We start from the raw sequence: 13,585 nt of genomic DNA, 5'->3' as shown, positions 1-13,585 counted from the left end.
CGTTTTTCCTTTGAATTGAGATCAAATGCAGAGCTGATTCAGCCGCCTCGCATTGGCTGAATCAATGCTCCAACTCAGTTTGCGATCCGGCGCGGATCGCGGCAAGAACCTGCTTTTGAAGGGCAACGAATTCCGACGTGGAAATCATGTCCTGGTTTCGCGGACGGGAAAGCCCGACGTGGAAGGTCGCGTTGATGCGTCCTGGATTGATGCTCATTGCCACGATACGGTCGGATAGATAGACGGCTTCTTCGACGTCATGGGTGACAAAGAGAACCGTTAGCCGATGCTCTTCCCAGATCTGGGTCAGCAGTTCCTGCATCTGGTGACGAGTCAGAGCGTCCAGCGCGCCGAACGGCTCATCCATCAATAGCATTTTCGGGCGGTAAGAAAGGGCACGCGCAATGGCGACGCGCTGCTTCATGCCGCCCGAGAGTTGCGAGGGGAATGCATCAGCGAATTTGGTGAGTTTTACAAGTTCGATGTGATGACGGGCGACATCCCGGCACTCGGCTTTCGGCAGCCCGGCCGCCTGCAGGGCGAATTCGACATTCTGCTGTGCGGTTAGCCACGGCAGCAGCGTGTAGGATTGGAAGACAACGCCGCGATCGAGCCCGGGGCCGACGATCGGCGCACCATCCGTCAGAAGAACGCCATTATCGAAGCCCTGAAGTCCGGCGACGATCGACAGCAGCGTACTTTTGCCGCAGCCGGAAGCACCGACCAACGAGACGAACTCGTTGTCGGCGAGTTCCAGGTCGATATTGCTAAGGGCATGGACGGTGCTTTTCCTACCACCGTACCACTTGTTGAGGCCCTCGATCTTGAGTTTGGGTTCGCTCATCTCAATGCCTCGAAGCGTAACGGAAGAAGACACGCTCGAGGGCCTTCATGCTCTGGTCTGTGATCAGACCGAGTAGGCCAAGGAGCAGGATATAACCAATGATCGTCTGCGTCTGGAAATATCGCTGCGAGACAACGATGCGATAGCCGAGGCCTGATGTCGCCGCGACAAGTTCTGCCAGCACAAGCCAGGTCCAGGCCCAGCCAAGGCTGATACGCAGCGTGTCCCAGATGCCGGGGAGGGCTGACGGCAGGACAATGCGGCGCAGGATCTTTGTCTCCGACATGCCGAGCGTGCGGCCTAGTCCTACGAAGTCGGTCGGAACGCGCTTGACGCTGTCCATAACCATCAGCACCTGCTGGAAGAAGGTTCCGATAAAGATGATGACGAATTTTTGGATATCGCTTGTTCCGGCCCACAGAATGGTGAGCGGAACAAAAGCGACGACAGGCATATAGCGGACGAAGTCGACGAAGGGCTCGATGGCCGCTTCCCAGGTCTTGAAACAGCCGATCATGATCCCAATCGGGATCGCCAGCGCCGATGCAATCAGAAAGCCGACGAGCATACGATAGATACTGATGCCGGCATCGGTCCACAGCGTGCCGTCGATCGCCAGTTCCATCATTTTGGCCCACACTGCTCCGGGCGAGGGCAGGAAAATCGGCTTCACCCAACCGGTGATGGTAGCAACCCACCACACGGCAAACAGCAGGGCAAAAACGGCAACTGCAATCAGTAGAAATGACTGGCCGCTGATCGGATCCCCGATCCGAAAGGCACTGGGCGGTCTACCGACGCCCGCGCGCGATTGCGCGCGGGGTCTTTCCTTCGGTGTCGACGACAATTCTGAGCTAGACATTACGGTCCCGTTGGTGGCCAAAGGTCACTTGTTCGCTGCATCGACAAAGGATGTGTCGATCATGCTGTCGGCGGAAACGTCCTGGGTCACGAGGCCGGCCTTTTTGGCCGCCTTCAGAACGTCGGCGAAGGTCTTGGTCTTGAAGTCACCGGCAAAGGCCTTGGCGGCTTCGGCAGAAGAATAATACTGAACGCCGTCGAAGGCGGTTTTCAGATCATCCGGGGTGGCGCCCACGGCCTTGGAGATGATGACGCGGTCCTCTTCCGTCTTAGCCTTGTAATCGGCCAGAGCCGCATCCCAGGCCTTGATCATGGCCAGAACCTGCCCTGGCTTCTGCTTCAGCACCTCCTCGCGAACGACGAGGACGTCGGAGACAAGGCCCGGATCCTTGCCGGCTTCAAAAAGCAGCTTGATATTCTTGTCCTGGGCGAGCGCCGTTGAAATATAGGGCTCGTAGGTGACAGCGACGGGGACACGGCCTGCAATCAGTGCCGTTCCCGCATCAGCCGCCGGCATCGGTACGCGGACGACATCGTCGATCGTCATGCCGTTGCTGGCAAGCGCGTAGTTCAGAAGGATGTCGCTTGTCGTTCCTTCCTCGAAGGCAATGTTCTTACCCTTGAGGTCAGCGACGCTCTTAATGTCGCTTCCGGCAAGAATCGCGTCCGCCTTCAGGCTGAAATCAAGAAGCGAGACGATCTTCACCGGCAGGCCGGCGGCGACCATGCCCATGGCGGTGTGCGTGGCGATATTGGCAGCGTCGAGCTGACCGCTGGCAAGTGCTGCGTTGATGTCCTTGTCTTCGCTGAAGTTGACAAGCTCGACATCTTCAAGGCCGGCTTTCTTGAACAGGTCCTTGCTGGCGGCGACGTGCCACTGACCGTAACCGAGCCATGGCTCGATGCCGATCTTAAAGGTACCCGGTTCCGGCTTGGACGGAATCTGATCCTGAGCGCTAGCCTGCCCTACGGCGAGGACACCGACGATCCCGAGCGCGATCGCTACGCGGGAAAACTGCTTGCTGATGGATTTGTGGTTCATTGGAAACCCCTCTATTTGTTGATTTTAGCGGATCATGCGGCTTTCATCTTGTGAAGTTTGACGCCACCCATCAAAGTCATGGTGGGCGAATATGGAATGGAAGTGTTTGTCTCCTTTCGCCGGCGTTAGCGGTTACTGTTTGAGTATGAGGTGCGAGCCACGCTCCTTTAGGTCGGCGATCGAGCCGACGCCCATCAAAGCCAACGTAATCGAGATCTCGCGGCGCAACGTCTCGATCGCACGGTCGACCCCGGCCTGGCCGGCGGCTGCGAGACCATAGGTATAGGCTCGACCCAGCATGACACCGTCGGCGCCCAATCCGATTGCCTTGACAATATCGCTTCCCCTTCGCACGCCCCCGTCGAGCATCAGCGTAAAATCCGGTCCGACCGCGGACCGGATGTCGGGGAGCGCGGCGATCGTGCTCATGGCGCCATCGAGTTGACGGCCACCATGGTTCGAAACCACAATGCCGTCGACGCCGACCGCTTGCGCTTTCGTTGCATCCTCAGGCGAAAGAATACCCTTGATGACCAGCTTACCTTTCCACCGGTCGCGCAATGCCTCGATGTCCTTCCAAGCGAGCTTCTTGTCGATGCGCCTGGAAAGATTGGCCGCCTGTTCGAGCGCTCCCCTCCCGAAATCTGTGCGATGCTCCACTGCTCGAACGGAGGGCATGCCACCGCGACCGACGTCGAACAACCAGGCGGGCTTTCGGCAGAGACTTGCAAACAGACGCGGCGTGATGTGGGTCAGGGATCGGAAACCGTTGCGCTCATCACGTTCGCGGATGGCGGTGATGGCGGTGTCGACGGTCACGTACAGTGCCTCGACATCGGCCTCTTCCGCAGCGCTCAGAAACTCCTCACAGAGCGTGCGGTCGTCGAGCACATAGAGCTGAAAGTGCAACGCGCCATCCGTCGCGCTACGGAGGTCTGCCAGCGACGCGATCGAGAAGGTCGAAAGACAGAAGGGGATGCCGGCAGCGTGGGCGGCGATGGCTGCCTTTTGTTCTCCGTTTCTCGTGTAGAGACCAAGGAAGCCGACCGGTCCCAGCATAAAGGGAAGAGGATGTCGTCGTCCGAGATATTCGGTCGACAGATCAGGCTCGGCATAGTCGTTGAGAACATTTTGACGTAGCCGCAAAAGCGAGAAATCATCTCTGTTTCGACGATAGGTTTCCTCCGCAAAGGAGCCGCCGTCGATGTAATCGAAGAAGAGCTTCGGCAATCGCCGGCGCGCGGCCAGCCGGAGGTCGTCGATATTGACAATCGTCACAACCTACCCCTCCGGATCTATCGTTGCGAGGAAGCGGGTTATCAGGTCCTCGCTCTCCTCAGGCTCCGAGCCGACCATCATCGCCACTGAAAGACCGATCAGGGAGGATGTCGGATTGTGGCTTGTAGCACCGGCCCGCAGGTTCATGACGAGTGTCGGGCAGAGGAAAAGTCCGAGTCGGACGACCTTTCGCCAATCGGAAGGAAGCATGCCCCGCTGCTTGAGGGCGGCAAGCAACGGCTTCCACATTGCTTCGGCCTTCGTTTCCAGGAGCGCGGCTCGAACCGGGCTTAGCGTCCAATCGAAATCCGCAAAGAGACGGCCGTTCTCGTAGCTGGCGGTCGCATTGAATTTCTGTTCGGCAAGAGCCGGATCATAGAGCCAGTAGGGATGCGCGAGGATATTGTGGAAGGTCGTCTTTACCTCTGCGAGAAGCGTCGGGATGTGCTCGCCGGCAAAGGCGGGGTCAAAGAACGACAGGCTCGCGCCCCCTTGCTGCTTTTCGAACCAGACGTTGGCGTTATGGGCGTCGCCATGTGCCGTCACCCCGCCATTATCCGCCAGATGGGCAGGGTTCAGTCTTTCATGCGCCGCGTCGAACAGCTCCCCAAGCGTGTTGCGGTATTGAATGCCATTGATGACAAAGTGGGCTTTCGAGAGCGCGTCCCAGGAAAGCGTCACGCCGGGAAGTTCGAACGCTTTGTCGACGTAAAAGCTCGCCAGCCGGCCACCAGGGTAGGTTCCGTCCGGGGCCGTGACCAACCGGTCGTAGAACAGCCGGTGGACCGGCTCCTTTGCAACCTGCTTAGGTGTGACGGGATGCAGCGTCTTCAGGTAGACGGACAGGACGGTCTCATTGAGCCGGCGCTCCGCATCTACGGCCTGGCGTGCCATTTCCTCATCATGAAGCTCGTCGAGCGCGCGCAGAACATCGGAAAAGCGCGGATCCGTCCTGCGCCTGTAGACGAGGATCTGTTCGCCGGGAAGGGTCGACATCATAAGTGGTTGGTCGACCGGCAAGCCGGCCTTGGCAAGGATATCGGCACGATAGTACTCACCGCTCATCTCCTCCTCATTTTCCTCCTGATGGAATTTGAAGAAGTAGGGCTTTCCGTCGGCCTCGAAGAAGCCATTCAGCGAATTGAGGCTGTATTGGTCGTGGTTGATCGCCAGATCGCGTGCTTCGATCCCAAACAGATCTCGCAACAGGTCCGCAAGCATAGCCTCGGCGCCACCGTCGCGTTTTTGGGCCTTCTCCCGGATGGCTGCGGTCCGACTGTTGGGCTGCCCCATGATTTCTCTCACTCCTGGAATGACACGAAGGCCGTTCATTTCTTCGGCGGTAAGTATCTGCTGCCAAGCGAATAGCGGCTGCCGACATAGGTGAAGGTATTGACCGTTGCGATCGTCTGCCCTGTCCATGTTTTTCGGTTTAGAACCAGGCAGCTGTCGCGCTCACGAATATGGAGGAGGCGTGCATGTCTCTCAGTCGCCGGGATGGCACTGATGAGATGCTCGACTTCGGTTAGCGGTGTACTGTGCTGAAGGTAATCGTAGGTGCCGATGGACGTAAAATCCTGATCGAGATAGTTCTTCACGAGTTCCGTATTGACGTAACGCTCCTCGAGTTGAACAGGGACGCCATTCTCGTAGTGAACGACCATCGAATGATCGACGGGGCAAAGCTTTCTGAACTCGAACGCGTCCAACAGCATTTGGTCCGGCCGCTCGATCCGTTCGAGCAAGATTACCTCTGCGCGGTGTTGGCTTCCACGCGCCTTGATCTCCGTGATGATATTGCTGATCTCGATGAGGGTCGACTGTGCCTTGGGAGGCGAGACGAATGTCCCGACGCCCTGGACCCTGCGCAGATAGCCTTCGGCTGTCAGTTCACGAAGCGCGCGATGGACCGTCATGCGAGAAACGCCGAGCGAAGACGTTAATTCATGCTCGGACGGGAGCTTTTCATTCTGTGGCCAATTGCCGTTTCCGATATTGTCGAGGACGAAGTCCTTGACCTTTTCGTAGAGCGGTAGCGCGGTGTTTGAAAGACCGGGCAATTTCTATCTCCGTCTCACGCCGAGGCGTTTGCTTGATCAATCGGCTATTCGAACGATCGTTTTTAATTTGGTTGAGCGACCATCGATCAGTCGGCGGTATGCATCGGGAACTTCGTCGAGTGAGCTCAGGACCTCGCTGAATTGCAGAAGTGAGGACTGCAGTTTTGGCAACAGCGCGATGGCGTCGGCGAGTTCATCTTCAAAGGCGTGGCAGCCAACGAGGGAAATCTCGCGCTCGACCAGGAGGTTGGGATCCAGATCCAGCTTTCCGTGGCTGATGCCCACGAGAGCGAATGCGCCGCCCCCGTCCAGAAGTTCGATGCCTTGCGCGATGGCCTTTGTGCTTCCCGTTGCATCCACCGCGTATCGGAGTCGCGCGTCGCCGAGAGCAGTTCTTGCTTGCGATTTGTCCAGCGCGACCACGGAGCCTCCGCAGAGGCGGGCCACCATCTCGGCACGACTACCATTCAAATCCGCAAACAACAGCTTTCCATCGTGGAGATGTGAAAGCAGCAACCCGCAGAGACCGCCTATCGTCCCACAGCCGATGAGAATAATCGCTTCGCCTTGGGGCGGATTGAGCCGTCGTACCGCATGAAGCGCGACGGCCAAAGGTTCGGCCATGGCCGCCACTGCAGGATCAAGGGAGGGGTCGTGCTTGTGAACGAGACGGGCGGGTAGTTGGGTCTGCCCCGCGAACCCTCCGTCGCATACCTCGCCGACGAAACCGAGATGTTCGCAGATATTGGTCCGGCCTGACCCACATGCTTCACATCGGCCACAGTAAAAGCGGGAGTCAGCGGCGACCAGATCACCGATCGCGAGATCTTCGACACCCTCTCCAATTGCGGAAACGCGCCCACAGAATTCGTGGCCCGCCGTCGATGGACGTCTGCTGATCCACTGGCCGGTTCGGTAGTTGTGAATGTCCGAGCCGCAGATTCCCGCGGCGCGAACATCGATCGTCACGTAGCCCCTGGGCGTCGACAGAGGTCTGTCGACTTCCTCGACCCTGAGATCAAACGCGTCGTAAAGCCGAACCGCCTTCATCCTGTCAGCCTCGCTTTGGCAGATAGTTGTCGCGGACCGCCGAGACTGCATGCGCGTGGGATGAGAAGCCTTCGTATTCCGCGAGCTTGTGGGCATGCTTTGCAAACTCCGGATAGGCCGACGCTGTGACATAGCCGATCGAACTGCGCTTCACAAAATCGGTCACCGACAGCGGGCCGAACGTGCGCGCCCACCGGCTCGTCGGCAGCACGGCGTTTGGACCGAGGCAGAAGTTGGCGATGCTGACGGGCGTATGCGGACCCATGAGGATTTCCGCGGCCTCGGTGATCTGTCCGAGATGAGCGAAGGGATCCTGCGACAGGAGTTCGAGATGCTCCGGCGCGTAGGCATTGACGAAGTCGTAGCTTTGCTCGACCGAGGAGGTGAGAATGATCCCACCGCATTTGCCTGAAAGGACGGCGCTCGAGAACTGGACGCGCTGTTCCGTCATGCGCGCCCAGTGTTCGGGCAGCGCGGCGAGGGCTTCCTCGGCCACGCGGCGGCTATGGGTCACGAGATAGGCGGAAGAGTCCGGGCCGTGCTCGGCCTCGATCAACAGGTCAAGTGCTGCAAGGCCGCCATGGACAGTGTCATCCGCAAAGATGATGGCTTCGGAAGGGCCAGCGGGCAGGCCCGTATCGATGATGCCTGACAGGCTCCGTTTGGCTGCAACCACCCAAGGGCTTCCCGGCCCGACGATCTTCAGCGCCGGCTTGATCGTTTCTGTCCCGTAGGCGACGGCTGCAACCGCCTGAGCACCGCCGACCTTGTAGACAGTTTCCACGCCGGCCAGACGCGCTGCGACCAGCGTTGCAGCGTCCACGCTACCGTCCGGCGCAGGGGGAGTGACGATCGCCAGGTTCGGAACGCCCGCAACGACGGCGGGGATAGAGGTCATCATCGTGACGGACGGAAACGAACCCTTGCCGCGCGGGACATAGAGCGCAACGGACTTGATCGGAGTGAAGCGGTCGCCGGCGAAGGCGCCCGGCTTTATCTCCTTCAGCCACATGGCTTCTGGTTTCTGTTCCTCATGGAAATGGCGGATATTCTGAATGCCGAAGGTGATGGCTTCGATTACGTCCTCGCTGACAAGCTTGAACGCCGCATCGAACTCGGCATCGGTGACCTTGATTGTTGCTTCTGTGATATCCGCCTTGTCGAGCTCCCGGCCGAAGCGGGCGACGGCCCGGTCGCCTTCCGTGCGCACGGCCTCGAGGATCGGCGCCACTTTCTCGACGAACCCGGAAATGTCCGTTTCGGATCGGCGTAAGAGCATGGCCTTCTCATCCGGTCCAAGATTGGAATATTCATGAAAGCTGACTCTGGTCATTGATCACACCCTTGTTGGCGCACAGAGGCGCACACAGCCGCAGTCGTTCGCGCGCGCTGACGGCACGACGATCCAAGTTGCCTGCAGGTCATGCTGGAACGCACCGCAAATCGGTGGCCGGTGATGCAATACCCTGCAAGCTATTCGTGCGAGGAAGCCGGATTTGGTTATCCGACAAATTCCCAGGAAGTCTGAGACTTCGTTCCCGTTTTTTATTGTCTATAGATGTCTATACATTTATAGACAACATCATCATTCCTATGCTGTCAAGCTTGAATTTCCATGCTTAGATCGATGCTAAAAAACCGCCGTCGACAGGGATGCATTGGCCAGTAATGTAGGCCGATGCGCCGCTCGCAAGGAAGATAACGGCGCCTCCGATGTCGGAACCATCACCGAACCGCTTTTGTGGAATCTTGTCGAGCATTTTCGCCGACCAACCCTCGTCCTGATAAAAGCCTTCAGTCATCGCCGTGCGGAAATAGCCCGGCGCGACTGCATTCACGCGGATGCCCAGCGGCGCCCATTCGGCCGAAAGCGCGCGTGTCATGCCAAGCAGTCCGGACTTCGAGGAGCCATAGGGCACGGCGGTCGGGATGCCGACATAGGAGGTAAGCGAGCAGAGATTGATGATGCTTCCGCCGCGAGGCTGGCGTGACATCCGGCGCGCCGCCCCCTGCGACCAGAAGAACGCACCCTTGAGGTTGGTGCCGATAATCTTATCCCAGAGCTGTTCGTCGACGTCGAGCGAGGGGGATATCTGTTCATAGCCGGCGTTGTTGACAAGGATATCGACTGCGCCAGTGATGCTTTCGAACTTGCTTAGCGTTTCGTCGATGGACGAGATGTCTGTCACATCCTGGGCGCTCGTGATGCAGGTCCTGCCGAGGGCCTCGATCTTTTCTTTGGTTTCGCTTAGCGAATTTTGATCGCGCGCCGTAACGCAGACATCGGCACCCGCTTCGGCAAGCGCCAGCGTAATCCATTGGCCTATGCCACGGCTCGCGCCGGTTACAACTGCTACTCTACCTGCCAGATCAAACATCGTATTGGCCATGATGATCCCCTTGCTTTTGCAGGATAGAACCACCGTTCAACAATGATGTCTATACATGTATTGACAAAAAGAGACATTCCTATTTGCGTCTGAAAGACGCGCCGTGCCAAAAGTTGCTACAGGACATTGCGCTCAGAAATCCCGATCGACAGCCGCAGAGACAATCATTAGGTTTGAGATTGATTGCCCAGGATCTGCCGATCGGATCGAATGGCTGATTATCAATGGCTTTCAGCTTCACATCGGTGCGATCAAGATGAAGACGCAGGATTTCAGATAGTGATCGCAGGTTCTGATCGCTTCAAGGCGACGGATATTTCTTTTCCCGGTGGCAACTTTCGATGGCGCTTTGTTGCCGGCGTCAAGTGACGGTCGCATGCCGGCGACGACCGTTTTGTTGCTGCAACTTATCGGTATGCGGTCGAACCGCGTCCATTATAAGTTTTTGGTCCAGCTGACGAACTGCGCGCGGATCGAGAGAATTGTTCATGTACAAGCCATTTTGCGGCGGCAGCCCATCGACTCCATCGGGTCAGAATTCGACTATAATGTGCGCGCTCGCCCGAATGATCGCAGCAGAAGATTGACCGAGACGGCGACCTTGTCGATATCGCGAATGTCCTGCGAATATTGTCCGGTATAAAGCTTCACGATCATCCTGTCGCGATCGGCTGCGCTGAGTTCGAAATGCAGGTGAAGATAGTAAGCTTGCGTATCGCCGCCGCGGCTGATGCTCCGTCGCCGTTGGGTCACCCGTTTGAGTTCTGTTTTGAACGGAGCGAAGCCGTTTAGCTTCAGCAGGACGGAGCTGGATTGAAAACGGGCCTCGGGGGACACCGCGACGACTGCCTTGTCCAGTGCCAAACTGACGACCTGGCCAGGGACATCGTCCACTGTGGCGTTCTCCTCGAGTTTGAACGCATGAAACAATCGCCGGGGCTTTTCAAAGCAGATGAGAGAGGCGATCGCCAGGACGACGATGTTGATACCTGCCCATAAGGCTGCGATCGGGGAAAACTGGCCCTGAACATTGGTCGTTTCCGGCACGATATTGATGAGCAGGCCGATGGCGGTGATGGTGATCAGGCCCGCGATCCAGGCAAAGCTATATCTGTCGAAATGGTTGGTTTCGTTGCCGCTGCCCTTCGGCGTCACCCTGAACGGCTTGCCGAATGGCTGTACCAAGCTTGACACGACGGTCGGCAGCATCCGGAATGTTGCAAAGGTTCCGACCGCGCTTGAAATTACAGGCAGGTAACGCGTCGGCGTTATCCACAGCATGAGAAGGAAATAGGCCGCCAGCAGTGGCACCTGGTAAGAGACATAGTCGGCAATGTCGGTGAAATAGAGGGGCACCAGACCGAACCAGAGATAGGCGATCGGCACGATCAATATCATGAAGCGCACGAGATATTGCACCAGCCATGAGGCCGGCAGGAACATGATCCGCTGGAATAGGGATAGTCCCGGACCGCGCAGCGGGCCGTTGTGCAGATAGAGCGTCTGAATGCCTCCTTGGCACCACCGTTCGCGCTGCACGAAATATCCAGTGAGATTCTCCGCTGCCAGCCCCATCGACAGGCGTTCGTTCAAGTAGCGCGTCTTGTAGCCTTTGTTGAGCATGGACAGCGTGGTCAGCAAATCCTCCGTGATCGATTCCGTCGGAAAGCCGCCGATCGCATCGACAGCCTTGCGGCGGGCGATCGAGCAAGAGCCGCAGCAAAAACTGACGTCCCAGGTGTCTCTGCTGGGGGCGATTTCGTCGAAAAACAAGCGCTGCTCATCCGGCCAGATATTCTCCAGGCCCAGATTCGATTGCACCGGATCGACGTTGAAAAAATGTTGTGGCGTCTGGACGATGCCGATGCTTTCATCGGAAAAGAAGGGCAGGGTTCGGCGCAGAAAATGCCGGTAGGGCACAAAATCCGCGTCGAAGACGGCGACGAATTCGCCGGAACTCACCTTCAACCCGTTGTTCATATTGCCCGCTTTCGCGTGCGAATTATCGCCGCGCGTGACGTGGATTGCTTTCTTTTTTTCGCAAAAGTGCTTGAGCCAGTCGCGGCGCTGGTCGTCGAGAACGTATACCTTCAGCTTGTCGGCGGGATAATCGAGCGATAACGCCCCGACAATTGTTCTCTCGAGCACGTCGAGCGGCTCGTTGTAGGTGGGAATGAAGACATCCACCGTGGGTAGTTCTGCCTCGTCGCGTGCGAAGAAGCTCTTCGCCAGTCTGTCGGCCTCGGCGCTGCGATCGACATAGCGGCTCATCAGAACCAGAAAAAGCAAGACCTCCGTAAAGGCCAGCAACTCGACGATGAAGACAAACCAGACCCAATAGAAATTAAAGCCATCATAGGGGTAGGGAAGAACGGTTTGCGTCAGCCGCCAAAGCATATAGCGCAACGCGATCGTTCCGACGAAAGCGCAGGTGATCGCCCGTGTCCAAGTCTGGTGACGCGACCAATTGAATGGTCCCAGGAGAAAAAGGGCCAAAACAACAAAGGTCGGAGCGAGTGCTAGAAGATACTGAACCACAGGTTTTTAACCCAATTCGACAAGCCGATGCTATGTTTGGGAAACCGGACCTGGACTGTTCGTCCCACCTGGCAGAAATTCGCAAAGTCGCCGTTCATGAAGGACGGCTCCAGGCGGACCCGAATTCGGGCATTTCGCTGCGATGTTTCCGGTAAGCCGGCTGCGAAGGAATCGCTCTCGACACCTGCAGAGCTGCCCTTTACCGAGGTGACTACCCCCTTGAAGACGTCGCTCCGCCCGAACAGGCGCACCTGCGCTGCAAGTCCCGGATAAATCTCGTCATAGTCGACCTCGGGAACAAGAATATCGACAAAAAGCTCCCGGCAGTCGAGGAGGCGCACGAGCTCGTTATTGAGCACAATATTGGAGCCGTTGACGATGCTCCTGCCCCAGACAACACCATCGAATGGCGCCGTCGCTGTTGCAGATTCGAGACTGCTGACGCGACTGCCTTCTTCGATCAACTGCTTTTCTACCTCGGCGGCTCGTGTCTCATTTTCCGCTATGCGTGAGTTCAAGTCGCTGATACGGACGACGACCTCGTCTTCACGTTGTCGCGAATAAGGCACATCGTTCTGCCCGTCGCCGGACACAAAGATACCCTGGCGAAGCGCATTGAGCCTCTGTTGCAATTGGTCGACAGTCAAATTGCTGATTTCCACCTCGCCGCCGGTCGCAGCCCCTGCGGCGCGTGCCGCATCAACCATCCTTTGCGTGAGGATACCTTTTGACTCCAGGTCCATCCGGCGGTTCAGGTCGACCTGTGCGGCAAGATCCTGCGCTTGCGAGACCTCGACTTTCTTTCGCAGGATTTCCACCTCGCGTTCCAGATTGGCAATCGTGGTTTGCTTGAAGACCTCCAACCGATTGGATAGCTGCCCGCGAAGTTGGGAAAGCTCGTCGCGTTCCTTTTTCAGAGCGATTACACGGTCGCTTGCTGTGTTGCGATCCGCTTCCAGCGAAGCAAGGATAGCACGATTGACGCGCTGATTGGTGATTTCTGCGAGCGTCTGGCCCTCTTTAACAGGGGCGCCAACTTTAGCCGGCTCACCCGTAATCATGCCGTCGATAGGGGCATTGATGATAGCGAAGCGAGCATTGACCGTACCATCACGGCTGGTGAAGCCAGTGATTGCCGGCAACGAGACGATAATCGCAATCGCCAGCAAGAGCAGGCCGACAGCGATTCGTGTAATGCGATGGTTCCAGATCATATTGGTAGACAGACATATCGCGTTAACAACTATCGGCGCCTTCGAATCGAGTGCCAAGGATAATAGGTACAACTAAGCCTTTAGTAATTTAGCCTAGTGAAAATTAGCAAGCAAGCAGCTATCGCAAAAGATGGATAACGAAAAATGGGTCCACGGATGTTTTGGTCGCTCTTCTTCGTCCAAAGCAAAGCTTGCCTGCGCTCTGGGAGCGCAGGCATGTTGATCTGCCGAACTGTAAATTAGCCGCAGAGCCGGGGCTTGAACGCGATTATTCATTGAACGAAATTCATGCATCCCGAAATTTTTGG

Annotated in this window: 12 protein-coding genes; 1 reads left to right on the top strand and 11 read right to left on the bottom strand. The window is 57.3% G+C overall.

Features of this window, described 5'->3' with window-relative positions; genetic code table 11:
- Positions 1-61 precede the first annotated feature (61 nt).
- From FHT28_RS16915 to FHT28_RS16875, 9 genes are all read right to left on the bottom strand, one after another.
- Positions 62-844, bottom strand: a complete 783-nt coding sequence (locus tag FHT28_RS16915; RefSeq protein ID WP_168596805.1) for an ABC transporter ATP-binding protein — start codon at positions 842-844, stop codon at positions 62-64.
- Position 845: 1 nt separating this feature from the next.
- Positions 846-1,706, bottom strand: coding sequence for an ABC transporter permease (locus tag FHT28_RS16910; RefSeq protein WP_047560371.1), 861 nt, complete (start codon positions 1,704-1,706; stop codon positions 846-848).
- A 24-nt stretch (positions 1,707-1,730) separates the two neighbouring features.
- Positions 1,731-2,747, bottom strand: coding sequence for an ABC transporter substrate-binding protein (locus tag FHT28_RS16905; protein WP_168596804.1), 1,017 nt, complete (start codon positions 2,745-2,747; stop codon positions 1,731-1,733).
- 132 nt (positions 2,748-2,879) lie between these two features.
- Complete coding sequence (locus FHT28_RS16900; RefSeq protein WP_168596803.1) at positions 2,880-4,025, bottom strand: alpha-hydroxy acid oxidase; 1,146 nt, start codon at positions 4,023-4,025, stop codon at positions 2,880-2,882.
- Positions 4,026-4,028: 3 nt separating this feature from the next.
- Entirely contained in the window at positions 4,029-5,318 is a 1,290-nt protein-coding gene (locus FHT28_RS16895; RefSeq protein ID WP_168596802.1) for a hypothetical protein, read from the bottom strand.
- Positions 5,319-5,353: 35 nt separating this feature from the next.
- Positions 5,354-6,085 (bottom strand): histidine utilization repressor, encoded by a 732-nt coding sequence (hutC, locus tag FHT28_RS16890; protein ID WP_037199467.1) that lies wholly within the window; start codon positions 6,083-6,085, stop codon positions 5,354-5,356.
- A gap of 36 nt (positions 6,086-6,121) precedes the next feature.
- Positions 6,122-7,135: an alcohol dehydrogenase catalytic domain-containing protein gene (locus tag FHT28_RS16885; RefSeq protein WP_168596801.1), complete on the bottom strand. Its 1,014-nt coding sequence runs from the start codon at positions 7,133-7,135 to the stop codon at positions 6,122-6,124.
- A 4-nt stretch (positions 7,136-7,139) separates the two neighbouring features.
- Positions 7,140-8,468 (bottom strand): histidinol dehydrogenase, encoded by a 1,329-nt coding sequence (hisD, locus tag FHT28_RS16880; protein WP_037199465.1) that lies wholly within the window; start codon positions 8,466-8,468, stop codon positions 7,140-7,142.
- A 286-nt stretch (positions 8,469-8,754) separates the two neighbouring features.
- Positions 8,755-9,525, bottom strand: a complete 771-nt coding sequence (locus FHT28_RS16875) for a glucose 1-dehydrogenase (RefSeq protein WP_037199463.1) — start codon at positions 9,523-9,525, stop codon at positions 8,755-8,757.
- Positions 9,526-9,735: 210 nt separating this feature from the next.
- On the opposite strand from FHT28_RS16875, the gene FHT28_RS16870 reads away from it, so the two are divergent.
- Complete coding sequence (locus FHT28_RS16870) at positions 9,736-9,894, top strand: hypothetical protein (RefSeq protein ID WP_156143675.1); 159 nt, start codon at positions 9,736-9,738, stop codon at positions 9,892-9,894.
- A gap of 174 nt (positions 9,895-10,068) precedes the next feature.
- Here FHT28_RS16870 and FHT28_RS16865 read toward each other — a convergent pair whose 3' ends face one another.
- Together FHT28_RS16865 and FHT28_RS16860 are read right to left on the bottom strand one after the other, a co-directional pair.
- Positions 10,069-12,063 (bottom strand): glycosyltransferase, encoded by a 1,995-nt coding sequence (locus tag FHT28_RS16865; protein ID WP_037199455.1) that lies wholly within the window; start codon positions 12,061-12,063, stop codon positions 10,069-10,071.
- Positions 12,045-13,277, bottom strand: coding sequence for an HlyD family efflux transporter periplasmic adaptor subunit (locus FHT28_RS16860; RefSeq protein WP_047560393.1), 1,233 nt, complete (start codon positions 13,275-13,277; stop codon positions 12,045-12,047). The genes FHT28_RS16865 and FHT28_RS16860 overlap by 19 nt, the downstream gene beginning before the upstream one ends.
- Positions 13,278-13,585: the final 308 nt, after the last annotated feature.

The sequence above is a fragment of the Rhizobium sp. SG570 genome, assembly GCF_012275345.1.
Taxonomy (GTDB): Bacteria; Pseudomonadota; Alphaproteobacteria; order Rhizobiales; family Rhizobiaceae; genus Rhizobium; species Rhizobium lusitanum.
Note: the sequence above shows the minus strand (reverse complement) of the source record. Positions and strands in the feature narration are given on the sequence as shown.

Coding starts and splice junctions, on each gene's coding strand:
- FHT28_RS16905 (WP_168596804.1), bottom strand. CDS start 2,747: ATGAACCACAAATCCATCAGCAAGCAGTTTTCCCGCGTAGCGATCGCG.
- FHT28_RS16910 (WP_047560371.1), bottom strand. CDS start 1,706: ATGTCTAGCTCAGAATTGTCGTCGACACCGAAGGAAAGACCCCGCGCG.
- FHT28_RS16885 (WP_168596801.1), bottom strand. CDS start 7,135: ATGAAGGCGGTTCGGCTTTACGACGCGTTTGATCTCAGGGTCGAGGAA.
- FHT28_RS16860 (WP_047560393.1), bottom strand. CDS start 13,277: ATGATCTGGAACCATCGCATTACACGAATCGCTGTCGGCCTGCTCTTG.
- FHT28_RS16915 (WP_168596805.1), bottom strand. CDS start 844: ATGAGCGAACCCAAACTCAAGATCGAGGGCCTCAACAAGTGGTACGGT.
- FHT28_RS16895 (WP_168596802.1), bottom strand. CDS start 5,318: ATGGGGCAGCCCAACAGTCGGACCGCAGCCATCCGGGAGAAGGCCCAA.
- FHT28_RS16870 (WP_156143675.1), top strand. CDS start 9,736: ATGGCTGATTATCAATGGCTTTCAGCTTCACATCGGTGCGATCAAGAT.
- hisD (WP_037199465.1), bottom strand. CDS start 8,468: ATGACCAGAGTCAGCTTTCATGAATATTCCAATCTTGGACCGGATGAG.
- FHT28_RS16875 (WP_037199463.1), bottom strand. CDS start 9,525: ATGGCCAATACGATGTTTGATCTGGCAGGTAGAGTAGCAGTTGTAACC.